Source organism: Persicirhabdus sediminis (assembly GCF_016595495.1).
Classification (GTDB): domain Bacteria; phylum Verrucomicrobiota; class Verrucomicrobiia; order Verrucomicrobiales; family Akkermansiaceae; genus Persicirhabdus; species Persicirhabdus sediminis.
In genome coordinates this window covers 120226-144634 of record NZ_JAENIM010000042.1, presented here as the reverse complement: position 1 = coordinate 144634, position 24409 = coordinate 120226, and the positions used below count along the sequence as shown (strand labels likewise).

Annotated in this window: 21 protein-coding genes; 13 read left to right on the top strand and 8 right to left on the bottom strand. The window is 49.8% G+C overall.

Features of this window, described 5'->3' with window-relative positions; genetic code table 11:
* On the bottom strand, positions 1-413 hold a 413-nt coding region (locus tag JIN82_RS12935; RefSeq protein WP_200312071.1), incomplete at its 3' end, for a transposase.
* A 182-nt stretch (positions 414-595) separates the two neighbouring features.
* Positions 596-1537, bottom strand: a complete 942-nt coding sequence (locus JIN82_RS12930) for an AEC family transporter (protein ID WP_200312070.1) — start codon at positions 1535-1537, stop codon at positions 596-598.
* A 253-nt stretch (positions 1538-1790) separates the two neighbouring features.
* Between JIN82_RS12930 and JIN82_RS12925 the strand changes: the two genes are divergently transcribed.
* The 3 genes from JIN82_RS12925 to JIN82_RS12915 are packed head-to-tail and all read left to right on the top strand — an operon-like array spanning position 1791 to position 3631.
* Complete coding sequence (locus tag JIN82_RS12925; protein ID WP_200312069.1) at positions 1791-2114, top strand: hypothetical protein; 324 nt, start codon at positions 1791-1793, stop codon at positions 2112-2114.
* A gap of 7 nt (positions 2115-2121) precedes the next feature.
* On the top strand, positions 2122-2454 hold the full coding sequence (locus JIN82_RS12920; RefSeq protein WP_200312068.1) for a biotin/lipoyl-containing protein: 333 nt from the start codon (positions 2122-2124) through the stop codon (positions 2452-2454).
* A gap of 7 nt (positions 2455-2461) precedes the next feature.
* Positions 2462-3631 carry a sodium ion-translocating decarboxylase subunit beta gene (locus tag JIN82_RS12915; RefSeq protein ID WP_200312067.1) on the top strand — a complete coding sequence of 390 codons (1170 nt, stop codon included), beginning with the start codon at positions 2462-2464 and terminating at the stop codon, positions 3629-3631.
* An 86-nt stretch (positions 3632-3717) separates the two neighbouring features.
* Here JIN82_RS12915 and JIN82_RS12910 read toward each other — a convergent pair whose 3' ends face one another.
* The 3 genes from JIN82_RS12910 to JIN82_RS12900 all read right to left on the bottom strand — a co-directional run bounded on the left by JIN82_RS12910 (position 3718) and on the right by JIN82_RS12900 (position 5949).
* On the bottom strand, positions 3718-3966 hold the full coding sequence (locus tag JIN82_RS12910) for a hypothetical protein (protein WP_200312066.1): 249 nt from the start codon (positions 3964-3966) through the stop codon (positions 3718-3720).
* Between the two features lie 68 nt (positions 3967-4034).
* Positions 4035-4922: a polyprenyl synthetase family protein gene (locus JIN82_RS12905; protein WP_200312065.1), complete on the bottom strand. Its 888-nt coding sequence runs from the start codon at positions 4920-4922 to the stop codon at positions 4035-4037.
* A 25-nt stretch (positions 4923-4947) separates the two neighbouring features.
* Complete coding sequence (locus tag JIN82_RS12900; protein WP_200312064.1) at positions 4948-5949, bottom strand: aspartate-semialdehyde dehydrogenase; 1002 nt, start codon at positions 5947-5949, stop codon at positions 4948-4950.
* A gap of 172 nt (positions 5950-6121) precedes the next feature.
* Here JIN82_RS12900 and JIN82_RS12895 point away from each other — a divergent pair, with 172 nt between their 5' ends.
* From JIN82_RS12895 to JIN82_RS12885, 3 genes are all read left to right on the top strand, one after another.
* Positions 6122-6421, top strand: coding sequence for a hypothetical protein (locus tag JIN82_RS12895; RefSeq protein WP_200312063.1), 300 nt, complete (start codon positions 6122-6124; stop codon positions 6419-6421).
* A 144-nt stretch (positions 6422-6565) separates the two neighbouring features.
* A complete protein-coding gene (locus JIN82_RS12890; protein WP_200312062.1) occupies positions 6566-6940 on the top strand; it encodes an NADH-quinone oxidoreductase subunit A in 375 nt (124 codons plus the stop codon).
* 2 nt (positions 6941-6942) lie between these two features.
* Positions 6943-7242 carry a Dabb family protein gene (locus tag JIN82_RS12885; protein ID WP_200312061.1) on the top strand — a complete coding sequence of 100 codons (300 nt, stop codon included), beginning with the start codon at positions 6943-6945 and terminating at the stop codon, positions 7240-7242.
* A 716-nt stretch (positions 7243-7958) separates the two neighbouring features.
* On the opposite strand, the gene JIN82_RS12880 is transcribed toward JIN82_RS12885, so the two are convergent.
* On the bottom strand, positions 7959-8639 hold the full coding sequence (locus tag JIN82_RS12880) for a TetR/AcrR family transcriptional regulator (RefSeq protein WP_200312060.1): 681 nt from the start codon (positions 8637-8639) through the stop codon (positions 7959-7961).
* Between the two features lie 613 nt (positions 8640-9252).
* On the opposite strand from JIN82_RS12880, the gene miaB reads away from it, so the two are divergent.
* The 3 genes from miaB to JIN82_RS12865 all read left to right on the top strand — a co-directional run bounded on the left by miaB (position 9253) and on the right by JIN82_RS12865 (position 11919).
* A complete protein-coding gene (gene miaB / locus JIN82_RS12875) occupies positions 9253-10629 on the top strand; it encodes a tRNA (N6-isopentenyl adenosine(37)-C2)-methylthiotransferase MiaB (RefSeq protein ID WP_200312059.1) in 1377 nt (458 codons plus the stop codon).
* A gap of 30 nt (positions 10630-10659) precedes the next feature.
* Entirely contained in the window at positions 10660-11247 is a 588-nt protein-coding gene (locus tag JIN82_RS12870; protein WP_200312058.1) for a hypothetical protein, read from the top strand.
* Between the two features lie 153 nt (positions 11248-11400).
* Positions 11401-11919 (top strand): 8-oxo-dGTP diphosphatase, encoded by a 519-nt coding sequence (locus tag JIN82_RS12865; RefSeq protein WP_200312057.1) that lies wholly within the window; start codon positions 11401-11403, stop codon positions 11917-11919.
* 100 nt (positions 11920-12019) lie between these two features.
* Here the strand turns inward: JIN82_RS12865 and JIN82_RS12860 are convergent, their stop codons facing one another.
* On the bottom strand, positions 12020-12634 hold the full coding sequence (locus JIN82_RS12860; protein ID WP_200312056.1) for a hypothetical protein: 615 nt from the start codon (positions 12632-12634) through the stop codon (positions 12020-12022).
* 71 nt (positions 12635-12705) lie between these two features.
* Between JIN82_RS12860 and JIN82_RS12855 the strand changes: the two genes are divergently transcribed.
* Complete coding sequence (locus JIN82_RS12855) at positions 12706-13347, top strand: 5-formyltetrahydrofolate cyclo-ligase (RefSeq protein WP_200312055.1); 642 nt, start codon at positions 12706-12708, stop codon at positions 13345-13347.
* Positions 13348-13421: 74 nt separating this feature from the next.
* Here JIN82_RS12855 and JIN82_RS12850 read toward each other — a convergent pair whose 3' ends face one another.
* A complete protein-coding gene (locus tag JIN82_RS12850) occupies positions 13422-15284 on the bottom strand; it encodes a cytochrome D1 domain-containing protein (RefSeq protein WP_200312054.1) in 1863 nt (620 codons plus the stop codon).
* 218 nt (positions 15285-15502) lie between these two features.
* Here JIN82_RS12850 and JIN82_RS12845 point away from each other — a divergent pair, with 218 nt between their 5' ends.
* From JIN82_RS12845 to JIN82_RS12835, 3 genes are all read left to right on the top strand, one after another.
* Positions 15503-16306 (top strand): IclR family transcriptional regulator, encoded by an 804-nt coding sequence (locus tag JIN82_RS12845; protein WP_325099512.1) that lies wholly within the window; start codon positions 15503-15505, stop codon positions 16304-16306.
* Between the two features lie 30 nt (positions 16307-16336).
* Positions 16337-20137, top strand: coding sequence for an SUMF1/EgtB/PvdO family nonheme iron enzyme (locus JIN82_RS12840; RefSeq protein ID WP_200312052.1), 3801 nt, complete (start codon positions 16337-16339; stop codon positions 20135-20137).
* Between the two features lie 382 nt (positions 20138-20519).
* Positions 20520-24326, top strand: a complete 3807-nt coding sequence (locus JIN82_RS12835) for an SUMF1/EgtB/PvdO family nonheme iron enzyme (RefSeq protein WP_200312051.1) — start codon at positions 20520-20522, stop codon at positions 24324-24326.
* Positions 24327-24409: the final 83 nt, after the last annotated feature.

Here is a 24409-nt window from a genome sequence, read left to right as displayed (position 1 = left end):
GTTTGCGATGGTCTTTCATCTGGCCGACCGTGTGACTCGTAGGCTTCAAATTTGGCATTGAATTTCACCCTGCTAGGCACGCGAATGAGCAGGTGGAAATGGTTATCCATCAAACAATAAGTCAGGATCTTTATGCCTGAAAAGCGCGCCATGCGCCACATGATGCGCAAAAACGCTTCTTTTTCTTGGTCGCCAAACAGGTAATCTCCGCCCGCCGTGCGACTCATCACGTGGTAGCAGTAGGAGTGCTGAGCATCACCAACAATGCGCACATGTCCGCCAGACGGCGGCGCACAAATCATGCCCGCGGCGCCACCAGAAAAACCCGTTTTACAATCCGCCAGCTGCAGCGGCGTCAGCGGCTTCGACTCAGCTGGTTTTTGTTGATTCTGCAATGGTTCTGGAGATTTCATAATCACCAATATCGCACAGAATCAGTGGCTTGCATCTAAAAAATGCCGTGCATCTTTTCGATCTTTTGTAGCAGAATATGGCGTTATGTCTTTAGCTAGCCGCTAGCTACCGCCGGTGAGCGTAGAGTTGGTGGTCAGCTGGATCCATGGCGAGCGCCTTTGTTTCTGCATGAATGCCCAGCTTACAAACCTAGCCACTGAATACCTAGGGTGATGATCAGTGGCATGGTGATCAGTGCTGCTAGTGTGGTGGCGATGACAACCTGGATCGCGACACCGGGTTGGCCGCCGTAATAGCGGGAGAGAATGATGGTTGTGACCGCTGCAGGCAGCGACGCCTGAATGACCATGACCTGTTTAAGTTCTGTGCTGATAGGGAGGAATCTAGCTAGGCTGAGCATGATGAGAGGCAGAACGGCCAGGCGCATAATGATAGAGCCGGCAGCTACTTTCATGCGGAATTTTTCTTTGCCCACCAGATCAGAAAAAGTGCTGCCAGTGATGAGAAGGCAAACGGGTACGGTGCAAGCTCCGAGGTCGCCCAGTATAGTAGAGATCACATTGGGCATCCAGCTGCCAGCATCTATGTTTGCTAGCAAAAGGCCAAAAAAGACGGCGATGATAGGCCCTTTCATGAGCAGCTGCCAAGATGGTTTCTTGGTGCCAGAGAGCAGCATCAGACCGACGGTCCAGAGGGCGACATCGACGCCAACATTATGAGTGAAAAGCACTGCCATGCTTTCTTCACTGGGGAAAAAGGCAGCTAATAGAGGGATGGCGACAAATCCAAAATTCTGTAACCCCGAGGAAACGGCAAAGGTGCGGCGGCCAGAGCCACGTTGCAGGCCAACTAGCGGGCCAACCAGATAACAAAGCCCGTAGCCTATCATGATCGTGCAGAATCCCATACCTGCCGCTGAGATGACAACTAATGGCTGGGTGAGTACTTTGCTGCCGAGCATTTTGTCGAGGATAAGGCAGGGGAACAGCACGTTGATGGCGATGTTCATGAGCCCTTGGGCAATCTCTGTGGTGATGATATTTCTGCGACGCAGGAAAAAGCCGATGCCGACAATTGAGAAGACAGCAAGGGTGGTTTCAATAGCGATCCAAGTTATGTCCATGGCAAGTGCTTACTTACTCTCTAACCCCGTGTTGGTAAAGGCATGATCTAGTCAGCTAGATGTGAATGGATGGTTAATTTGAGGTAAATTGACTTTCATTCAAACGGCTGTGCAAATGCTCTGAAATACTCGTGGGATTTTGTTATCAGCCAAAATGATATCGAAGTTGATTGACCTCACTGGGTTCTTAGATAGCTTGATAGTTAGTCAAAATTTATTAACGATATGATAGTTAGGTTGGTGAGGTGGTGATATGAATATGATTCTGAATGTAAGTAGTTTGGCAAACGTCGAGGGGGTAAAAACTGGCGTGGGTGATGCACTGCCTCATTTGTTGGGTTTCGTGTTAGTTTTGATAACTTTGATGGCTCTGTGGGGGCTGTGCGAGCTGACGGGTAAGTTGCTGAAAGGTAAATATGAAAACCTAGCAATCCCAGTTGAGTCGCCTCCACCAGCTAGTATTTCTGCTGATAGAGGGAAATTGACGAATGAAGAAGTAGCGGTAGTAGCGGCAGCGGTGACGGCTGTGTTAGGCGAGCACCATAGAGTGATATCAATTCAGGAAAGTAAAAAGTAGCAAGGATATGGAAACGAAAAGATTGCGAGTTAGTGTAGAGGGGAAAAGCTATGAAGTTCTCGTCGAGATGTTGGATGAGGTGCAGGCCTCACCAGCTCAGTCGTCGGCGCCAGCGGTTCCAGCTGGTGGCCAGGAGGTTCGAAGTCCACTTTCGGGAGTTGTGAAAGAGATAGATGTGAGTGTGGGCGACGCGGTAGCTGACGGTAGCAAAGTAATGACGCTGGAGGCGATGAAGATGTTCACGGCAATCAATGCTGAGCAAGCGGGCACGATTTCTAGCGTGGCTGTAAAAATCGGTGACTCTGTCGATGAAGGGCAGGTTCTTTATTATCTAAGTTAGAAAGATCATGGACACCTTAATTGGAATCTATAAAGAGACTGGCTTTGCCCAGCTGGAATGGCAGATGGTAGTGATGTGGCTGGTAACCTTTGGCCTACTCTATCTGGCGATTGTTAAAAAGTACGAGCCATTGTTATTGGTGCCTATCGCCTTGGGTGCCTTGATAGCTAACTTGCCTATCACTGAGTTCATTTTGCAAGAGCCTGTTTATTCAGCTACGGGTGAGCAGCTAGATGCCGGTGGATTGTTTTATTATTTCAATCAGGGCATTAAACTACAAATTTTCCCACCATTGATCTTTCTGGGAGTGGGGGCGCTGACTGATTTTGGTCCGTTGATAGCGAACCCACGCACCTTGCTGCTAGGAGCGGCGGCTCAGTTTGGCATCTTCTTTACCTTTTTGTGTGCTCCGCTGATGGGCTTCAATTTATCACAAGCTGCAGCTATCGGCATCATTGGCGGTGCTGACGGCCCAACATCTATCTATGTGGCTTCTGAGCTGGCTCCTGAGCAGCTTGGGGCGATTGCCATTGCTGCGTATAGTTATATGGCCTTGGTGCCACTGGTACAGCCGCCAGTGATGCGCCTGCTAACAACTGAAAAAGAGCGTAAGATAAAAATGAAAACATTGCGGCACGTCAGCCAGCTAGAGAAAATTGTGTTTGCGCTGATGGTAATGATTTTCTGTTTGTTAGTGATTCCCGATGCTGCACCACTCCTATCCATGTTGTTTATTGGTAACCTGCTGCGTGAGAGCAAGGTGACTGAGCGTTTGGTAAAGGCGGCACAGAATGAGATCATCAATATTGTGACTATTTTCTTAGGCCTATGTGTGGGCTTAAAAATGGGCGGATACAACTCAGAGGGAGCGCATAATTTCCTCAATACTTATACTCTGAGCATTCTCGGCTTAGGCATGTTAGCTTTTGTAGTGGCTACGGCAGCTGGCGTCATCATGGCTAAGCTGATGAATAGTGTGAGCAAGAATAAGATCAATCCTCTGATAGGCTCAGCTGGTGTGTCTGCTGTGCCAATGGCGGCTCGCGTTTCTCAAGATGAGGGGCAGAAGGCTGATCCTTCTAACTACCTGCTAATGCATGCAATGGGCCCTAACGTAGCTGGGGTGATTGGTAGCGCTCTAGCAGCTGGATATTTTTTGGCGGTGTTCTCTAATTAGAGGACGTGGTTTCATAAAGCAAGAAAGGCTCATGCTGGATTTCAGCATGAGCCTTTTTGATGAGATTTTCCAGCTAGCTGGAGAAATTATTTTTGTTGGCGCGCTTGTTGGGCGGCGTTCATTTGCTGGATGGTGAGATCGAATTTGTGCTGTTGGCAATTGCAGTGCAGGCACAGGCCACGGTTATACCGCAGGCGCAGTTTTTCTGGCAGCTTGAGGTCGCGTTCGATGCCGGTTTCAGCGAGCTCGAGTGCGGATTTGCAGTCGGGCAGCAGGTAGCTGAATCCGGAGCAGAGTCGATCGATTAGGGTGAGATCTTTGTTTGATTTGGGCATGGCTGTGGGTGAGAAATGACAGGGTAGTCATTTCTAGCATGGAATGGGCTGAGGGCAAGTGGTCGGGATTAATAATCCCTATTAAGCAGGTACTCAGCGATTTCTCTGAGGCGGTCTGCTTTTTTGCCTGGGAAGGCGTCGAGCGCTTTCATGGCTTTGCGGGTGAGGCGCTGAGCTTCCTTGCGTGAGGCGTCTAGGCCGACGATAGACGGGTAGGTGGCCTTGTTGACATTCTCATCTTTACCGGCGGTTTTGCCGAGTTTTTCGGTGCTCTGGGTGACGTCTAGGATGTCGTCGATGACTTGGAATGCGAGCCCGGTGTTCATGCCGAAGTCGGTGAGAGCCTGCAGCTTTTTGGGTGTGGCATTGCCAGCCATACCGCCAAGGCGCAGCGAGCTGGTGAGCAGCGCGGCTGTTTTGGCTTCGTGGATTTTTACCAGCTGGGCTTTTTTGAGTGGTTTATTTTCGCCTTCGAGGTCGAGGATTTGTCCACCGATGAGTTTGCGGCTGCCGCCAGCGAAGGCAAATTCTTCGAGGTAATCTTTGGTGCTGTAGCGTTTGTTGCTAGGGGTGTCAGCGAGAATGAGGAAAGCTTCGGTGAGCAGGGCGTCACCAGTAAGTACGGCGATGCCTTCGCCATAGACGACGTGGCTGGTAGGGCGGCCGCGGCGTAGATCGTCGTCGTCCATGCATGGCAGGTCATCATGCACCAAGGAATAGGTGTGCATGAGTTCGACGGCGCAGGCTGGCGCGATGGCGTCATCGTACTCGCCACCGCAGGCTTCTGCGGCGGCGAGACAGATGATTGGGCGTAGACGTTTGCCTCCAGCAAAGAGGCTGTAACGCATGGCTTCGTGGATGGTTTTTGGGCTAGCGTTTTTGCGAGGCAGATAGGCATTGAGGGCGCTATCGACTTCTTCTTGGCGCTGTTTGAGCCATGCTTTGAGGTCACTCATATTGCTGGAGTTGGTCTATTTGGGATTAAATGATTTCTGCGATTTGTACGGCATTGAGCGCAGCACCTTTTTTCACCTGATCGCCAACCACCCAGAGGGCGAGGGCGTTATCGACAACGAGGTCTTTACGGATGCGGCCAACGAGGCAGTCATCTTTGAGAGTGGTGTCGAGAGGTGTTGGGTAAAGCAGTTCGTCTGGGTTGTCACAGAGTTTGATGCCTGGAGTATCAGCGAAGCATGCTTGAGCTTCTGCAACGCTCATGTCTTTTTCAAAGATAGCAGTTACAGAGATGGAGTGTGAGCGGAAGACTGGTACGCGTACACAGGTGCAGGTCACTTTGAGGTCATCGATGCCGAGGATCTTGCGTCCTTCGTTGAGCATCTTGAGTTCTTCTTTGGTGTAGGCATTGTCAGTAAATGCGTCCACGTGTGGGATGACGTTGTAGGCAATCTGGTGCTGGTAAACATTTTTCTCGATTGGCTCGTCTTTGGCGAGTGCGTCGATTTGTTGCTCCAGCTCGATGATGCCCTGAGCACCGCTACCAGATACTGCTTGGTAGGTAGAGGCGATGACACCTTTGAGTCCGTATGCTTTGTGCAGCGGGTACAGCGCCATCAGAGTGATGATGGTTGAGCAGTTCGGGTTGGCAATGATGCCTTTTGGGGCGCTCTTTGCTTCTTCACCGTTGATTTCTGGAACAATCAAAGGAACTTCGTCATCCATGCGGAACGCGGATGAGTTATCGATGACAATGGCTCCAGCGGCAGCTGCGCTAGGACCATATTCGAGAGAAATACCCCCACCCGCGCTGAATAGAGCGACATCAATGTCAGCAAAGCTATCGTGAGTGAGCTCTTTGACTGTGATTTCTTCGCCGCGGAATTTGTATTTCTTCCCAGCTGAACGCGCGGAGGCGAGTAAGGTTAATTCAGTGAGAGGAAAGTTTCTTTCTTCGAGACAGGCCAGCATTTCTTGGCCTACAGCGCCAGTGGCGCCAACTATAGCGACGTGTTTTGCAGTGCTCATAATAATTATATTTGGCGGGACAAATCATTCTCACAAGTAAGCTCGTGTCAACTATTGCATTACAAAATTGCTTAAGAAAATTGCTGGATTATCATAACTGTTATGATAATTTATTAATTTTTGTGTTTTTCGTGTCGCTTTTTTATAATAAAGATGGTAATCTACTGGCGTTATGGCAATTACGAAAAAAACTCGTTTCTCCCGCCGTGTTCCAGATCACGTTACAGATGAGATTGTTAACGTGCTTGGTGAGGAAGATCGATTCTTTGGATTTAATGACCTCTTCGAGGTAGTATACGGCCGCCTGAAAGAGCGTAAAGCTGTAAGTGGTGGCGAAGAGATGCTACGTTTACGTGCCTACGAGAAGCTCCAGAATTTGGTGACTCGTGGGATGATCGAAAAAGAAGGTAAAGAGTATAAAGGTTTAGACCGACTAGCTGAAGCTCACAGTGAGTTTGATGCAGAGGAATAAATCTACCAGCAAACTGCGAATTTTTTAAAATTCGTGCTGGTAAGTACATTACAAAATATTCTAGAAATCCCGCATCAGCACATTGCTGGTGCGGGATTTTGATTTATCATAATCATTCCCCTCATTGTCAACGAGACCAAAGACATGCTCCAAAATTATCTTCCAGTTATCATGCAGGCAATGGTCTGCATTGGATTCGCCGCTACTACACTTGGTTTAAGTGTACTACTTGGCAAGCGCGGTACCAAAGGTGGTATCAAAGACACCGCCTACGAGTGCGGCATGAAGCCAATCGGCGCAGGAGCTCCGCGATTCAGCGTGAAGTTCTATCTGGTGGCGATGTTGTTCGTTATTTTTGATATCGAGGTCGTATTCCTTTACTCATGGGCAGTACAGTTCAAGGACTTCGTTATTGCTGAAAACGCAGCGGCTCTGTGGAGCGCTATTAGTTTTGTCAGCATCTTGGCCGTTGCTTATGTATACGCGCTGAAAAAGGGAGCACTCAGCTGGAAAGTTTAATCATGATCCATCACGCTGTATTTTTCAAACTCGCAGCTGAAGTTGACGAGGCAAAGCTGGAGGAAATCATTGCGCTGACATGTAAGATGTTACCGCAAATCCCAGGAGTTCAGCATGTTCGTGCTGGCAAAAACATCCTTGGCGACGCCGAGTGGCCATTTTTCCTCACTGTAGATCTGGACTCAGTGGAAGCGCTGGAGGCCTACCGCATTCATCCGGTGCATTTGGAATACGTTGATGCTGTGGTGAAACCATTCACGACTGAGCGATTTGCTCTCGACTACGATACAAAGCTGGCTTGATCCAGTAGCCTGAATAATTTTCTAAATAGCGCGGCTCGATATGAGCCGCGCTATTTTTTTGCCTGTGGCTGGAGAGCTAGCCGTGGCTTGGGAGCTTGGAGGGGGGGGCTGTGGAGTGAATTGTTTGGCGGAGGTCGTGGGTGATTTGAGTCGGTTTTCAGCTGCTAAATAATGCACGGCATTTTTTAATGGCTGATGAGCTAGCTGTTGTAGTTAAGCGCTTTCCAGCCAGAAATGGTGTAAGAAAAGTGGGTTTTTCCTGGCTGATTTTACGGGCTGATCTGGGCGGTTTATTAGTGTGGAACTGCCATAGGAGCTGCGCTTTTTCACTGGCTGGAGCTAGCTGGGGGAAGTCGGAGTTCTTGGGGCTGGTTTGATGGTAAATAATGCACGGCATTTTTTAGTGGCTGATGAGCTAGCTGTTTTAGTTACAAGGTTTCCAGCCAGAAATGGTGTGAGAAAAGTGGGTTTTTCCTGAGCGTGCTGGCCAAGGTGTTTGTCCGGCGGGTTCAGTTTTTTGTAGCTCGTAGGATTTACGCTTCGGCTGACTGGATGTTTTTTTGATGGTTCAGCATGAATGGGCCTAGATGACTTATCTCAGATGGCTCTAGATGACTTTCTCAGATGGCTCTGAGGTGTGGGGGCACAAAAAAAGAGCGATCCGCTGGCGGATCGCTCTGTATATGCTGGGGGGTATTTTTGGGGGTTGAGATGAATTAAGCAGTTACAGCTTCTTTTTGAGAGCTGAGTGTGGTGCTGCCCAGGTCGTTTCCAGCTTCGAGGCCAGCGATGGTGATGGCTACGATTTGGTTGAGCAGGTTGTCGGTATCAGCTGCGTTGTCTTCACCCATCATGCGGCGAGCATTTCTGCCGAGGCCGTGTGAGTAGATAGCTGAGCCAGCTGAGAAGATCAGGCGGTCAGTCATTTCAGTTGGGCTGAAGCTTGGGTACTTTGCGCAGAGAACCTGGCTGAAGCACTGGAATACTTCAGTGTACTTTTTCTGAGAAGTGCTAGGAACTTTGTAGTCCTGTTCGATGAGGTAACGAGCAACGAGACGAAGCATGAGGTCAACACTGAGGCCGTAGTCTTCTGGCTTAACCATAGGACGAAGGAATGCCTCGAGTACTGTTTCAGTTGGGATTTGTTCAACTTTGGCGTGTGAGCGAACGGCTTCCTCAAGCATTTTGAGGCGAGCGTCGTTGAGCGGGTTCATGCAGCGCTCAAGAGTCTCTTGGATGAGACCGTCACGACCACCGAAGTAGTAACTTACAGCAGCAAGGTTAACATTGGCTTTTTTGGTAACGTCACGTACAGAAACGTCTTCGAAACCACGTTCAGCGAATAGCTTCCATGCAGCTTTCAGTATCTTTTCTTTGGTTTCAATTTTGCTAGGCATAATAATGTTTAATATGAGTGTTTATTACCTTTAGCCCTGCTGTTGCGGCGGTGCAACTGACTAATTACAGGTTCGTTTTCTCGCTTCAGGTTAACTATGAAGCGTTTAGCCTCCGCAATTTTTGCTGCGAAAGTTATAAACTGTCGTTTATGTAATCAATCATTTGTCATGAAGCATTGTTTTTGACTTACGTCATAACTTCCTGACGGGTAATGTGTCGGATCTAGAGGTATAAAGCAGTTGTTGGCTTTCATAATGTGTTACGCAGATCGGCTGGAAATTGTGACAAAGCGTTTCAATAAATCTCATGTTTGAATTAAACAGCCGTTTCAATCAGGATTTGATCCTGAGATATAGATATTACAAGGGGCCGTTAATAATCAATGTGTTTCATACAGAAATCAATGTTTTGAGCGGATATTTATGACTGAAATGATTTTGCCAACTAACGGAATCCTGAGTTGTCTGATAAATTTTAAATAATGCCGTGGTTGACGGGGATTTTTTTGCACACAGGTGATAATTGATAAAATCCAGCAGGCAGCGAGTATGGGGGATTGCAATTTGATTTGTCCGCGCTATACCTCCGCATCTCCTACAGAGAAAGATCGTTATGCCTAAAGTATTTATCAAAACTTACGGATGCCAAATGAATGAGCGTGATTCTGAGCAAGTTGCCCAGATGTTCACGGAAGGTGGCTACACAGTGACCAATAAGGAAGCAGACGCGGATGCGATTTTGGTGAATACCTGCAGTGTTCGCGATCAAGCTGAGCAGAAGGCCTTGGGGAAAATGGGCATTATGGGCAAGCACCGTAAGCGCAACCCACATGTCGTGTATGGTTTTATGGGATGTATGGCGCAGAGCCGCGGACCAGAGCTGTTCAAGAATATTCCCCACTTGGATGTGGTGGTGGGTACACAGAAGTACCATAAAGTTTTTGATTACGTAGATAGCATTTTGCAGAAGCGCATGGAGCGGCGCATGGATGAGGTTGAGCTTTCTCTGGTGGGCGAAAACGTCTGTGATACTGACGAGGAAGCTGACAGCCAGAATACGATTCGCGATCACCTGCCAAAAAACCAGCAGTCTTCAGCATTTGTTTCTATCATGCAGGGGTGCAATATGCGTTGTTCATTCTGCATTGTGCCGGATACTCGTGGGCAAGAGCGCGGACGTCCGATTCCTGAAATCGTTGAAGAAGTGAAGGGCTTGGTGGCTCAAGGGCTCAAAGAAGTCACATTGCTCGGCCAGATTGTCAATTTGTACGGTCGTACCGAGTTTCCTAAGGTGGATGGAAAATCACCATTTGTCCAGCTGCTGGAGGCGGTGCATGAAATTGAAGGCCTCGAGCGCATTCGTTTCACCTCTCCGCACCCGATTGGTTACCGTGATGATTTGATCAACGCGTTCACTTATTTGCCAAAATTGTGCAGCCACATCCACTTCCCAATGCAGAGTGGTAGTGACCGCATCTTGAAGGCGATGCGTCGCCCGTACAAGAACGAGAAGTTTGTTGAGATCATTGAGAAAATGAAAGCAGCGCGTCCGGACATGGCGATTTCTACTGATGTGATTGTTGGTTTCCCAGGTGAGACTGAGGAAGACTTCCAAGACACCGTGGCAACCATGAAGCGTCTGGAATTTGATAATGCCTTTATTTTCCGCTACTCAAAGCGCCGCAATACACCAGCTGCAGAAATGGACGAGCAGATCTCTGAGCGCGTGAAAGAAGAGCGTAATCAGGTCTTACTCAAGGTGGTTAACGAGATTGCCCAGCGCAAAAACGAAGCCTACGTGGGTACTCGCCAGCAAGTGCTGTGCACGGGACCAAGCAAAACCAACCCGAATACGCTGACTGGTCGTACTAGCCAAAATAAGATCGTGATCTTTGATGGTGACGCGGCAAAGCTTACCGGAGAGGTTTTCGAGGTGGACGTGAATGAAAGCACAGGCTACACCCTCTACGGCGAAGTTGTCACTAGCTAGACAATCACACCATTCACCTGATTTTTCACCATGCATCCTTACGAGGAAATTCCACTTTCAGCCGCAGGTTACTGCGTTGCCGCTTATTTGATCATTTCCCATCTGTGGATGTTGCTCAAGCCTGAGCAGGCGATGGCATCATTGCAAAAACTGCCCCGCAACCGCATCTTGGGCATCGTTTTCACGGTGGTGGGATTTTCTTGGTTCTGGTTATTAGTGGCTCCTGAAGGTCTCGGCTTGTTATCTAAGCTGGCGATGGATTTGGGTGAATTTAACAATGCCAAGCCGATCATGCGCTTGGTGGTGCCAATTGCCGCCTTTTTGGTGATCACTGAGGTGAAGGAATTCCTCGCCGTGCGCTCGCTGGGGGTAGTTTGCTTGATGGCAGCTGCGCCATTGCTCTACGCTGCATTTTTAGAGCCATTTCAGTCACGCCTGATGATTGCCATTTTTGCCTACGCGATGATCACTAAAGGTCTTTTCTGGGTGGGCATGCCCTACCTCATGCGCGACGCTATCAGCTGGGCTACAGCTTCTGTAGGTCGCTTTAAAATGCTGGTAGCTGGCGGTTTAGCCTACGGCATCGCGGTGCTCGCCTGCACCGTCATGTGGTGGTAGAAATACGCGTTTCATCCAGCTAGCTGGATCATTTCTGAACCTCTCAAGTGATGGTCACTTGGGAGGTTTTTTGTGTTTGCGGGTGGTGGCCATGGTGCTGCTTGTCACGATTGGCATTTGTCATCAGCCAGCTGGTAGGTTAGTGAATGGGCCATGACAAAGGCGAGCTCAGTAAATTGGCAAACTTGGCAGGCGGAAATGCCGGCAACACTTATGTTTGTCGTCCGCGATGGTAAGGTGCTTTTGATTGAGAAATTGCGTGGTATTGGCAAAGGTAAAGTGAATGGACCGGGGGGCAAAATTGACCCGGGTGAAACACCGCTGGAATGTGTGGTGCGCGAATGCCAGGAAGAGCTACATATTACGCCAAAGAACCCGCTGAAGATGGGGGAGCTGTGGTTTGCCATGTCAGATATCCCCGACATCCACTGCCATGTTTTTATGGCTACTGACTACGATGGCGTGGAAACGGCCACTGAGGAAGCGGTGCCTATGTGGACGGCGATTGATGAAGTGCCGTACGAGCGCATGTGGGAAGATGACGCTCACTGGCTGCCGCAGATGCTAGCTGGCCAGATGTTTAATGGTCGCTTTGAATTTACCGGCGAGAAGATTGACTGGCTGGAGATGCACTTTGGTGACGCCGCAGCTGCTGAGTGGAAGCACGTATAGTGGCTCGCTGAGTGGTGTTGATCTGGCCGTAGATTGAGCTCAAAACCACTGAAGATTGACGGCCAGCTGAGATGGAATTTACCAGCTAGCTGGCGATAGATTATTGATCAGCTGGTTGGCTGGGGATCTTTTTGCTGGCGACTTTTGCCCAGTTTGTTTCGCCTTCGTCCAATGTGAGAATTTCATTTTCAAACAAGGCATCTTGGTTGCGCGGGTTGATCTCGGCAGCGAGGGCAACAAAATAGCGACCGACAAGTGGATCCATTGCGCCTTTGAGCTCTCTGAGCATGAGGCCGCGCTCGAGCAGAATGTTGGAAAGTACTGGTGGTGAGAAAGTGGTGCGGATGGGATCTGGCATGAGCCCTTGTTCCAGCTGGCGGTTGCAGATCAGCGCGGCGCGATTGCGAAATGACAAATGCAGTGAGAGGCCAAGTACGCGGCGGGCTAGATCTAGTGATTTGGGGTCCCCCTGATGGTCGATGACTTGCTGGGCGGCAAAGGCGGCGAGGTTGGTGGCGTAGTCGTCGCGCTCTTTGTCCTGCATGGATAGTGTGTTGAGCAGTAATGTTTTATCGATTTGCGGTTCGGTGTATTTGCCAATCAGCCCAGCTGGAGCTGCTGGCTCAGCAAAAAGTGGCATCAGCAGCAGGCAGGCGATGGCCAGCCAAGTAAGAGGTGAAGTCAATCGAATCATCGGCTGTATTTTTAACGTCATCGCGGCTGAAGCAAGTGGTAATATGTAAATTCGAGAGTTTGCATTTTTAAATCTCGGATGTAGAACGAGTCATGCACACAGACCGCGATAGGTTTCCATTTCTAACTAATACAGGAAAGATCAGTGAGATGAAGGCTCAAGCTCGTGAGACGATGAGGCAGGTTCTGGCTGAAATGACCGCTGAGGAGAAGCAGCTAGAAAGCGCGCGCCTCTGCGAAATGCTGGTGCAGTTGATCGAGGAAAAAGAGCGCGAAGCGCGTGTCGGCGCGAGTGCGGTGATGTGGCCACAGCTGAAGGTGGGAACATTCTCCGCTTTGTTGCGCGAGCCAGATTTGCGCGCCTTACACGATGCCTTGCCAGATGTGGATTGGTATTACCCGCTGTGCCGCGATGAGGACCAGATGAGCTATTATCTAGTGCATGATGTAGATGAGCTGGAGCGCGGAAGTTTTGGCATCATGGAGCCAAATGCTGAGCGCCACGAGCGTGTGGCAGCTGGCCAGCTGGACGTGATTTTATGTCCCGGTTTTGCGTTTGGTCGCGATGGTTCGCGACTCGGTAAAGGTGGTGGTTATTACGACCGCTACCTGATGGGCCGTGCGGTGCATTGTGAGCTTATTGGTGTGGGATTTGCCTGCCAGGTCTACGACACCGTGCCTGTGGAAAAGCACGATGTACGTATGAACCGTGTATTGGAAATCCCATCCAGCTAGTTGATATGACCATCCAGCTAGCTAACTAGCTGGAATGGTAAAAAATTGTCAGCTGGATGATGTGCCAGCTGGAATTACAGCGAGCGGACGTATTCGATGAGGTCGTCTAGCTCTTGCTCGCTGAGGTCGTTGGTTTCACCGTGCAGATCGTCAGGATTGTACTTGGTGAAGATCTCTTTGAGGGTGGCAGCGCGACCGTCATAGAGGTATGGCGCGGTACGCCAAACTTCACGTAGTGTCGGGATGACAAACTCAGTGCCAGTTTCGTTGCCGTCGCCGGTGCCAACGTCGTGTTTTTTCAAGCGAGTGAAGTATTCACCGCGGTGGCAGCTGTAGCAGTCAGCTTTTCCTTCGAAGATTTCTTTACCGCGCAGAGCGGCTTCGCTGAGCTCACCATCTACTAGCGCTGGGCTAGGAACTGGGCGCAATGCCTTCATGTAGGCTTCGATGGCATTGGCCTTTTCTTCATTAGGCGCAGTGAACTGGATGTGTTGAATGCCAGCGCGGATACAAGTAGCGGTGTCAGCCCTGATGCCGGTGATCATCACTGGCGGTGTGTGGTAGGAGAAGAGCATGCTGCGAGTATTTTTTGGATTGCCGATGCCGTCGTTGAGCAAGTCCCAGTTAACGGCGTCAGCGCGCGCATCTGGGTGGCAAGTTGAGCAGCTCTGCCATTGTTGGTAGCAGAGTGAGGCGTCAAAGAAGTACATTTCGCCGAGTCGCTCGTCGTCCATCTCAGCAGTTTCACCAAGGGTGATGCTTGAGGCTTTGGTATGCGTTGGGTTTTCCAGCGGGAAATAGGCTACGGTATCAGAGATGTATTCGCTGATGTAGATGGAGCCAGCTGCTTCTACGAGGTGGCGTGGGCTGTTGCCTGGCAGCTCGACACGGCGTCTGACTTCAGAGATGTAGCTGAGGTTGTTGAGCGGGTTGTCAGCGCGCATTTCGAACTCACGAGTTCCGTCGTTGTCTGGTGACTGGGCGAGTTTTGCGAAGAGTTTTTCACGGTCAATCAGGCTGACTTCGTGGTTGCCTGAGTGAGTGACGATGATGTGCTGGTTGTCCTCAGTGACGATGGCCTGCCACGGGTTGGCAGCACCTTGATCAATGTCATCAAGCAGCACGGTGTGCATGAGTGCTTGTTTTTCCACGTCGATGATATTGAGCGCGTGGGTATTGATCCAGCCGAGTTCTACCTGAGTGGTCGGTACTTGGAAGCGGCCAAGTGTGGATGGCACGTATGCGTATTTGCCTTCTGGTCCGATATCGACGGCGCGCAGGTTGATGGCGCCATTTGGCAGTGAGACATTTTTCTCCAGCTTGAGTGTTTGGGTATTGATGAAGCTGATGTCGGAGGTCATGTAGTCGACATTGGCTGAGCCGGTTGGCAGGTGGTTAGCTGCGAGCAGCCATTTGCCATCAGCGGTGATTGCCAAGTCGATTGGCTCGCGCACGGTTTTCACGTGGCCGATGACCTTTTTATTTTTCAGGTCGTAGGCGGTGACGTGATCTTGGAATCGATTACAGAAATAGATGATCGATTCGTCTGGGCTCAAGGTAGGAGAAATGGGCACGTGGCCAACTGAGATCTCTTCGACGACCTTGCCGCTTTCAGTATTGAGAATGATGAGTTTGCCGTCGGCCTCTTTGGTGGTGATGTAGAGCAGTTTGCCGTCAGCGCTGAGAGCGAGTCCACTTGGTCGCCCACTAATTGGGAAATGTTTGTCGGCTTCGTTGGTCTTGGTGCTGATGCGGGTGATCTGGCGGCCAGTGAGTTCGGCTACATAGATGTATGCGTCATCTTGGCTGGCGGTAATCGCTGAAGGCGAGCGGTATTGGCTTTCAGCTGATTGGGCGGCACTAGCGGCAGGTACGGCTAAAGCAGCCATGGTGACTGTAAGCGCGGCGCTGAGTATGGTTTTGGTGGAAAGTCTCATCTACGGTTGTGTGTGTGGAACTGCAATAACTGGATAACAATACAGACTAGTAGCATCGTTTTGTCTGATTTGAAGCGGCAAGCATAACTATTTACGTGTATTTATCGAATACCTTTTCAGCCTTTTCTCAAGCATGTTGACATGGGCTGTATGATAAATTTTGTGTGTTTTATGGTAATTTGAAAAAGTGCTCGCGTAATTTGAAAAAATTACCATATATGGTGAGTACTTACAGGTATAGTGTAATGAGTGAGATCGCAGAGAAAAACTTTCAAGTGCCAAATTTAACGCGAGGCCTGCAAATACTGGAGTATTTGAGGCACTGTGACGAGCCTGTGAGTATGAGCGCTCTGGCGCGTGAGTTGGATTATCCGCTGAACTCGGTGATGCGTATTATGAAGGCATTGGACCATTATGGGTATGTGCAGCGCGCGGTAGGCTCAAAATCTTACGAAATGTCTGACAAGTTGATGCATCTGGCTCGTTCGCAAGCGTCACAGAAGAATTTATTTGAAGCTTCTATGGGGGCGATGCGCCAGATCAGAGATCATGTTGGCGAGACGGTTGTCTTGAGCATTGTAAGTGAGGGGGAAGGGCTGATTTTGGAACAAGTTCAGGGATTACATGCCTTTCGATTTGTCTGTGAGCCTGGCACTCGGCAGATGATACATTCGAGTGCCAGCACTAAGGCGATCTTGGCTTTCCGTAAAGAGCACGAGGTGGATGAATTGTTGCAGCGCATTGACTACCCAAAGCTGACTGAGCAGACGATTTTATCCGCCGAGGCCATGAAACGTGAACTCGAGCAAGTGCGCGAGCAAGGTTATGCGCTGGATCGCGCGGAAGCTCTTGAGGGGGTGAATTGCGTGGCTGTGCCTATTATGGATTCTTCTAGAGAAGCGCGTGCAGCGATTACGGTTACTGGGCCCGCTAACCGGCTGAAGTTGGATCAGCTAGATGAAGTGGGCGAGATGATGAAGGTGGTCTGTAGCCAGGTGTCGGAGAATTTGGGGTATTTGTAGAAATTTAAAATATAGAATGGGAATTAGTAGATGAAATTGAAATTAGTAAAAATATGTGGTGGGCTGTTGGGAGCCGTGGCGACAGCTACGGCGAGCCCACAGGACGCGGTGCTGTATGAAACTCCAGCAGTGGTGGCGAGTGATGGATTGATCGCTTGGCGGGTTCCGGTGACGGGCAACCAAGAGATTTTTCTAGAGGTCAATGCTGTTGGCAATGAATCTGTGCGCGACCAGGCAGTGTGGGGTCAGCTTAGCTGGGCAAACTCGGCTGGGAAAATTAAATCGATTAATCAGAGCGACTTGCAGGTTTTGGATGGCCAGGACAAGGGGGGCAAATGGCTGAGCAAGCTGGAATTTACAGCTGGCAGTGGCATGCTTACGCCAGCTCGCACGGTGTTGAAATGTAAGGCTCCAGTTGGCGCGGTGACTTTGAGCGGAGCCAGTGGTCTGCATCCAGAGCTAGGCAAAGATGGCGCGGTGCGTTTTCGGGTTTTATCAAGCAAACCAGCGCCACCAGCTAAGGGCTTTGTCACGAAGGTGCCATTTGAGGAAAGGCGCAATGTATTTGGCGTCTCCCATCAAATGGAATCGCTGCGCCTAGCGATCGAAGATTTACAGCAAACATTCCCTAAGGAATATGACGCTAAGAAGTATTTGGCTGAGCTAGCTAAGGTGGAAAAAATCGTCGATTTTAAAAAGAAAAATGATGCGCTGCAAAAGCTAAAGCGCGAGGCATTGCTGGCCAACCCAGCACTCGACTTTGATGACATCTTGTTTGTTCGCCGTCACCTCGGACATAGAGCGCGTAATAGCATGGGCCGTGCGGTTGGTTTTGTAGCCAATAACTCGTTTTCCATGCAAAACTGCGAGAGGAAGCACAGAGGAAATGACATCGTCAAACTGAAAAATTTCCGCACAAATCCTGAGCTGGAGACCTTGTATAAGCCGTCGAGCGATAGGATCATCTCAGATATTGATTTGGAATTTGACGGCGAGAAGGTGTTATTTACCTCAGTGAATGATGCCAATGCGCTGCGTCTTTTTGAGTTGGATTTGGCCTCTGGTAAGGTGGTGCAAGTAACCCCTGATGATGACGGTGATGACGTCGACCATATGGACGCGTGTTACCTTCCTGATGGCGATATTATTTTCACCTCAACGGCGACGTTTTTGGGCATGCCGTGCATCGACGGGAGACCGCGGATGTCGAGCATCTTTAAATACTCACCAAAGACTGGCAAAACTCGCCAGCTGTCATTTGACCAAGACAGTAGCTGGTGCCCAACTGTGATGAATGACGGGCGCGTGATGTATACTCGCTGGGAGTACAGCGACATGGTGCACTCCAATAACCGCGTTCTCATGAGCATGAACCCAGATGGCACCAACCAGCGCTCTCTTATGTTCAGCAACTCGTATTTCCCTGCCGCATTCTTCTATGCTTCGCCAATTCCAGGTAGCAATAGCCAAGCGGTTGGCATTGCTTCTGGTCACCATGGCATCGCCCGATCTGGCCGCTTGTTGGTAGTGGATCGCTCATTGGGTGAGCACGAGGCTGACGGTGTGGTTCAAGAAATCCCTGGCCGCGGAATCAAAGTAGAGCCAGATGTGAAAGACCGCCAAGTAGATGGCATTTGGCCGCATTCAGTGCATCCTTATCCATTGGCGCAGAGTAAGACTAATCTCGGTGCTGGAAAATATTTCCTCACTGCGATGAAGCCGAATGCCAATGAACTATGGGGGATTTACCTTGTTGATGCCTTTGATAACCAAGTCCTGCTATACGAGGATGAAGGCAAATCTAGCTTTGAGCCGATTGCACTGAAACCACGCAAGCGTCCAGCTCAGCGCCCAGACAGCATTGTTGAAGGTGCTGAAAACGCTACCGTATTCATTCAGGATATCTACGCAGGCCCTGGCCTGAAAGACGTTCCTCGCGAAGAAGTGAAGGCATTACGTGTGGTGACCTACGAGTTTTCACCAAGCAGCTCTGAGCCAAATAAACCGAACAGCAGTAATGGTAGCGGTGGCCTGATTGGCACACTTGGCATCGATGGTCCATGGGACATCAAACGTGTTCTTGGAACCGTGCCTGTTTATGAAGATGGCTCGGCTCATTTTGAAATTCCAGCTACCGTGCCAGTTTTTGTCCAGCCACTGGATAAAGAGGGACAAGCAATCCAGCTGATGCGTTCATGGTTGGTTGGCCAGCCAGGCGAGCGTGTTTCTTGTATCGGCTGTCACGAAAGCGCAGCGGATGCGCCGATGCCACAGCGCACGCAGGCCAGTTTGAATGCTCCTCACCAGATGGAGCCATGGTCAGGCAGAGGTGTGAATTTCGATTACGATACCGAGATTCAGCCGATTGTAAACCAGCACTGCATGGGCTGCCACGATGGTCAGCCAGCTGACGGTCGCTATACCAGCCGCCGCGCTGATTATCAGGATAAGCCTATCCCATACTTAGGCACAGATTTGTTGGAAGGATTTAGACTGCGCTACGGCGGCAGCCTGCACGCTGGCCGCGGTGGTGGTAAGTTTTCTAAAGGTTACTTTGAGCTCTTTAAGATGACTCGTGGTCCGGGAATCGAGAGTGATATGAATGTGCTCACACCTAAGGAATTTAGCGCGGATACCACTGAGCTGGTACAGATGCTGAAAAAAGGCCACTACGGGGTGGAGCTAGATTCTGAGGAATGGCTGCGCATTTACGAGTGGATTGATATGAATACGCCATATCATGGTGACCGTATTCGTGTGGTTGAAGGTTACACCAACAAAGCTCCAGTGGAACGGGCGATCCGTCGCTCGCAAGAGATGAAAGAGAAATACGGCCTGCCTGAGGCGCATTTTGTATCTACTGGCCAGACCTCAACTATTGCCGAGGTGAAGGTGAAGATGCCTGATGTCTCAATGGTGGAAAAAGTCCGCCGCGATGGCGAGATCGAGTTTTCTGCTAAAATTGCAGCGGAACGCAAGCAGCCAATCTCACTTGACCTAGGTGGTGGCATGTCCATCAAGCTAGTCTACATCCCAGCTGGTGAGTTTGTTATGGGCTCAGCTGATGGTGATCTCGACGAGTTGCCAATGCACAAACAGCGTATTGCAAAAGGATTCTGGATGGCTGAAATGGAAATCAGCAACGAACAGCTACGTAAGTTCAACCCTGACCACAACAGCCGTCACGAGCACCGTGTAGGTTATCAGTTTGGTGAAACTGGCTTTGACGTGGATGACGACGCTCGCGCCGCTGTTCGTGTCAGCTGGAATGAAGCTATGGATTTCTGTAAGTGGCTGTCAGAGAAAACTGGCAAAAAAGTCACCCTGCCTAGCGAAGTGCAGTGGGAGTGGGCAAGCCGCGCTGGCACCGCCACACCGTTCTGGTTTGGCAAGGCTGGTAGCGATTTTGGTAAATTTGCTAACTTAGCTGATAAAGCGACTGAGCAGTACGCTACCGACACCTCTAGTAAGGGTGAGCACAGCTACTTCGGTATCTATACCCTAGCCAACCCGAACGAATACGAGGCCTACATTCCAGCTGATAAATCAGTAGATGATGGTCATTTCCTGCACACCAAGAGTGGTGAGTATAAGGCAAACCCATGGGGGCTCTACGATATGCACGGTAATGTGGCTGAGTGGACTCGCTCCATCTATCAGCCGTATCCGCTGCAAGATGGTCACGTGACCGAGCAAGCCGGTGAAAATATGGTGGTTAGAGGGGGATCATGGCGCGATCGCCCGCACCGAGCTACTTCTAGTTTCCGTGTCAATTATCCATCTTTCCAGAAAGTGTATAATGTTGGTTTCCGCGTGATTGTGGAAGATTAGAGCATTGTGTTCATCTGCCACGATGAATATTGGCAAACTCTAGCTGCTCTCTTGCAGCTAGAGTTTTTTTGTTTTTACTGGCATGTTTTCTTTTTATAGGAGGAAAAAGTAGGTGATTCCTTGGAAGCCTAGAGTCTCAAGGAGTTTCGTATATGAAATAGATTGGTGGCGAGGTGATGAGGCCATAAAATAGGCCATGTATATAGTGAGATATGCGCTTTATTGCATTTTTGATGAAAAACAATCGATCATCATAGGGTATTCAAGGTTAACAATGCGACGGAATGGATTCCTATCAGTGTGTTATTGGCCTCAGCTTCCCAAGTTGCCCCTGATTCCGGGCTGAAGGTTTTTTGATTCTATCGCATGCTTAACTCAAACAATGATGAAATATTCCTTAGTTAGTATGTGCGGGGCGATGCTCGGTGCGGTAGCCTCTGTGTCGGCCAGTCCACAGAGCAGCGCGCTGTATGAATCGCCAGTGATTTTGGCAGAAGATGGGTTATTTAGCTGGCAGGCTAAAGTAACACCATCCAAAGCAGTATTCCTTGAGGTCTACTCTGTAGGTAAGACTTCGAAAAACGACCAAGCGGTATGGACTGAACTCAGCTGGCAGGATGCAGCGGGGAAATCCACCACGCTTAACTCAAGTGACTTGAAGGTGCTTATCACCCCTGAAGGCCAAGAGAGCAAGTGGCAGGATAAGCTGAGCTTTGCGCCAAAAGGTGCCATGCTGACACCAGCTAGAACCGTGATGCGATGGATCGCTCCAGCTGAGGCAGTAAGCCTGAGTGGCTTGAGCGGCCTGAACCCAGAGACGGGTAAAGATGGCGCTGTGCATTTCCGCATTTTATCAAGCAAGCCTGCTGATCCACCTAAAGCTGTAGATTCTAAAGTACCATTTGAAGAGCGCCGCAATGCCTTTTCTGTAGGCCAGCAGATCACCTCGCTGAAACTTGCTATCGACGACCTCGCTCAAACTTTCCCGAATGAGTACGAAGCTAAAGGATTCCTCGCCAAGCTGGCGAAAGTAGAAGCGATTTCTGACCTTCAAGAGAAAAACAAGCAGCTGCAGGAGCTGAAGCGTGAAGCTTTATTTGCGAACCCAGCCTTGGACTTCGATGACATCTTGTTTGTTCGCCGTAACCTCGGTGGCGCGGCAAGATCAGCCATGGGGCAGCGTCTTGGTTTTACCAGAAACAATGCCTTCTCTATGCACAGTGCATACAGAGACAGCAAAGGTAATGAGATCATGAAGTTGAAAAACTTCAAGTCCAAGCCTGAGCTGGAGACGGTCTACAAGCCAAACAAAGACATATTGGTTTCCGACATCGATCTTGATTTCGACGGCAAGAGAGTGCTCTACACTTCTGTTAACGAAGAGAGCTCATTCAGACTCTATGAGCTGGACCTTGCTACAGGAAAAACAAGGCAAGTGACCACTAACGAGGAAGGTGCTGATGTTGACCACTTTGACGCTTGTTACCTTCCAGATGGCGATATCATTTTCACATCTACCGCCACATTCTTGGGAATGCCATGTATTAATGGTGGCCCACGTATGGCTAGCCTTTTCAGATATTCACCAAAGACTGGCAAAACTCGCCAGTTGTCATTTGACCAAGACAGCAGCTGGTGCCCAACCGTGCTGAATGACGGTCGCGTGATTTATCTGCGCTGGGAGTACAGCGATATGGTGCACTCCAACAACCGCGTTCTTATGAGCATGAATCCAGATGGTTCCAACCAGCGTTCATTCATGTTCTCCAACTCTTATTTCCCAGCGTCATTCTTCTATGCGACGCCAGTGCCAGGTAGCTCCAGCAAAGTTGTTGGTATTGCTACAGGTCACCACGGGTTCTCAAGAACTGGCCGCATGCTGCTAGTTGACCGCACACTCGGCGAACATGAAGCTGACGGCGTGATCCAGGAAATCCCAGGTCGTGGCATCAAAGTTGAGCCAGAAGTAAAAGACCGTCAGGGCGACGGAATGTGGCCACAAAACGTGCATCCACATCCAGTGGCGCAGAGTGGTACTGATCTTGGTGCAGGAAAATATTTCCTCACTGCGATGAAGCCAAATGCAGACTCACTTTGGGGCATCTACTTGGTTGATACTTTCGACAACCAAATTCTACTTCACGAAACTGAAGGTCTAGCTAGCTTTGAGCCAGTAGCCTTGAAATCTCGTGAGCGTCCTAAGATGCGCCCATCGCGCATTGTCGAGGGAGCCGAAGATGCTAGCGTATTCATCCAAGATGTTTACCAAGGTCCAGGCCTTGCTGGCTTGCCAAAAGGTGAAGTAAAATCACTCCGTGTGGTTACTTACGAATTCGCTCCAAGTAGCTCAGATCCTAAGAAGTTAAACTACAGTGCTGGTAGTGGTGGTAACGTTGGTACATTGGGTGCAGATGGCCCTTGGGACATCAAACGTGTCCTAGGTACCGTTCCTGTTTACGAAGACGGCTCCGCACACTTCAACATCCCAGCGATGACACCAGTTTTCCTTCAGCCATTGGATGAAGACGGCCAAGCGCTGCAGTTGATGCGTACATGGATGGTCGGTCAGCCAGGTGAGCGTGTTTCTTGTATTGGTTGTCACGAAAGTGCCGCTGATACCCCAGTGCCACAGCGCACACTGGCTTCACTGAAAGAGCCAAATGAGATCAAGCCATGGAATGGTCGCGGTCACAACTTCGACTACGATACTGAAATTCAGCCAATCGTTGATCAACACTGTATGGCTTGTCACGACGGCAAACCAGCTGACGGCCGCTATGAAACATTGCGTGCTGATTACAAAGGTAAGCCAATCCCATACCTTGGCTCTGATATGATTGAAGATTGGTCCACACGTTTTGGTGGCCAGCTTAAGCCACAAAATGGTGGTGGTGCCTTCTCCAAAGGTTACTTTGAGATGTTCAAGATGTCACGTGGCCCAGGTATCGAGAGTGATATGCACGTATTGACGCCGAAAGAATTCAGCGCAAATACGACTGAGCTCGTACAGATGCTGAAAAAAGGTCACCACGGTGTTGAGCTCGACCAAGATGAATGGTCTCGCCTCTACGAGTGGATGGACATGAACACACCATACCACGGTGTCCGCCTGCGCATTGTCGAAGGTCTCAGAGCTGAAGCCGCTGTGAAGCGTGCGATGGTGAGATCAAAAGAAATGATCGAGCACCATGGCCTGAAGAGAGATCACTTTGTCTCTGCTGATCAAGATGTGAAGGTTGAAAAAATCGAGCCAATCAAGCCAGATAACTCAGCTGAAATCGCACAGCGTGCTAAAGGTAAAATGGAGTTTGCTGCGAAGATCTCTGACGACAGCAAAGAGCCAATCACTCTGGACCTCGGCGACGGCATGAGCATCAAGTTAGTTTACATCCCAGCTGGTGAGTTTGTAATGGGCTCAGCTGATGGTGCACTCGACGAACTGCCAATGCACAAGCAGAAGGTAGACAAAGGGTTCTGGATGGCAGAAATGGAAATCAGCAACGAACAGCTACGTAAGTTCAATCCTGATCACCACAGCCGCCACGAGCACCGTGTAGGTTACCAATTTGGTGAAACTGGCTTTGACGTCAACGACGACCCTCGCGCCGCCGTTCGTGTAAGCTGGGACGAAGCTATGGCTTTCTGTAAGTGGTTGTCTGAAAAGACTGGCAAAAAGGTCACTCTGCCTAGCGAAGTGCAGTGGGAGTGGGCAAGCCGCGCTGGTACTTCCACACCATTCTCGTTTGGCGAGTATGGCAGTGATTTCAGCAAGTTTGCTAACTTAGCTGATAAAGCTACCGAGCAGTACGCTACGGACACATCAACTAAGGGCGAATTCAAATACTTCGGTGTTATCACATTGGAAGATCCAACTAAGTACGAGGCCTACATCCCAGCTGACAAGTCAGTAGATGATGGTTACTTTCTCCACAACGAAGGTGGTAAGTACAAAGCCAACCCATGGGGTCTCTACGACATGCACGGTAACGTTGCAGAATGGACTCGCTCCATCTACCAGCCATACCCACTGCAAGATGGCCACGCCACTGAGCAAGTTGGTAGTGACATGGTAGTACGTGGTGGTTCATGGCGCGATCGCCCGCACCGTTCAACATCTAGCTACCGCTTAGCTTACCCAAGCTTCCAGCAGGTATTCAATGTTGGCTTCCGCGTGATTGTTGAGGAATAGAACGCTAGCTACCTAGCTACAAAAAATTCACACAACCCTAGTCACTCTATGTGGCTAGGGTTTTTTTATTCATGCCGAACCGT

Excerpts from the sequence above, each read along its gene's own strand:
- JIN82_RS12930 (WP_200312070.1), bottom strand. The coding sequence starts at position 1,537 with ATGGACATAACTTGGATCGCTATTGAAACCACCCTTGCTGTCTTCTCA.
- JIN82_RS12925 (WP_200312069.1), top strand. The coding sequence starts at position 1,791 with ATGAATATGATTCTGAATGTAAGTAGTTTGGCAAACGTCGAGGGGGTA.
- JIN82_RS12920 (WP_200312068.1), top strand. The coding sequence starts at position 2,122 with ATGGAAACGAAAAGATTGCGAGTTAGTGTAGAGGGGAAAAGCTATGAA.
- JIN82_RS12915 (WP_200312067.1), top strand. The coding sequence starts at position 2,462 with ATGGACACCTTAATTGGAATCTATAAAGAGACTGGCTTTGCCCAGCTG.
- JIN82_RS12910 (WP_200312066.1), bottom strand. The coding sequence starts at position 3,966 with ATGCCCAAATCAAACAAAGATCTCACCCTAATCGATCGACTCTGCTCC.
- JIN82_RS12905 (WP_200312065.1), bottom strand. The coding sequence starts at position 4,922 with ATGAGTGACCTCAAAGCATGGCTCAAACAGCGCCAAGAAGAAGTCGAT.
- JIN82_RS12900 (WP_200312064.1), bottom strand. The coding sequence starts at position 5,949 with ATGAGCACTGCAAAACACGTCGCTATAGTTGGCGCCACTGGCGCTGTA.
- JIN82_RS12895 (WP_200312063.1), top strand. The coding sequence starts at position 6,122 with ATGGCAATTACGAAAAAAACTCGTTTCTCCCGCCGTGTTCCAGATCAC.
- JIN82_RS12890 (WP_200312062.1), top strand. The coding sequence starts at position 6,566 with ATGCTCCAAAATTATCTTCCAGTTATCATGCAGGCAATGGTCTGCATT.
- JIN82_RS12885 (WP_200312061.1), top strand. The coding sequence starts at position 6,943 with ATGATCCATCACGCTGTATTTTTCAAACTCGCAGCTGAAGTTGACGAG.
- JIN82_RS12880 (WP_200312060.1), bottom strand. The coding sequence starts at position 8,639 with ATGCCTAGCAAAATTGAAACCAAAGAAAAGATACTGAAAGCTGCATGG.
- miaB (WP_200312059.1), top strand. The coding sequence starts at position 9,253 with ATGCCTAAAGTATTTATCAAAACTTACGGATGCCAAATGAATGAGCGT.
- JIN82_RS12870 (WP_200312058.1), top strand. The coding sequence starts at position 10,660 with ATGCATCCTTACGAGGAAATTCCACTTTCAGCCGCAGGTTACTGCGTT.
- JIN82_RS12865 (WP_200312057.1), top strand. The coding sequence starts at position 11,401 with ATGACAAAGGCGAGCTCAGTAAATTGGCAAACTTGGCAGGCGGAAATG.
- JIN82_RS12860 (WP_200312056.1), bottom strand. The coding sequence starts at position 12,634 with ATGACGTTAAAAATACAGCCGATGATTCGATTGACTTCACCTCTTACT.
- JIN82_RS12855 (WP_200312055.1), top strand. The coding sequence starts at position 12,706 with ATGCACACAGACCGCGATAGGTTTCCATTTCTAACTAATACAGGAAAG.
- JIN82_RS12850 (WP_200312054.1), bottom strand. The coding sequence starts at position 15,284 with ATGAGACTTTCCACCAAAACCATACTCAGCGCCGCGCTTACAGTCACC.
- JIN82_RS12845 (WP_325099512.1), top strand. The coding sequence starts at position 15,503 with ATGGTGAGTACTTACAGGTATAGTGTAATGAGTGAGATCGCAGAGAAA.
- JIN82_RS12840 (WP_200312052.1), top strand. The coding sequence starts at position 16,337 with ATGAAATTGAAATTAGTAAAAATATGTGGTGGGCTGTTGGGAGCCGTG.
- JIN82_RS12835 (WP_200312051.1), top strand. The coding sequence starts at position 20,520 with ATGATGAAATATTCCTTAGTTAGTATGTGCGGGGCGATGCTCGGTGCG.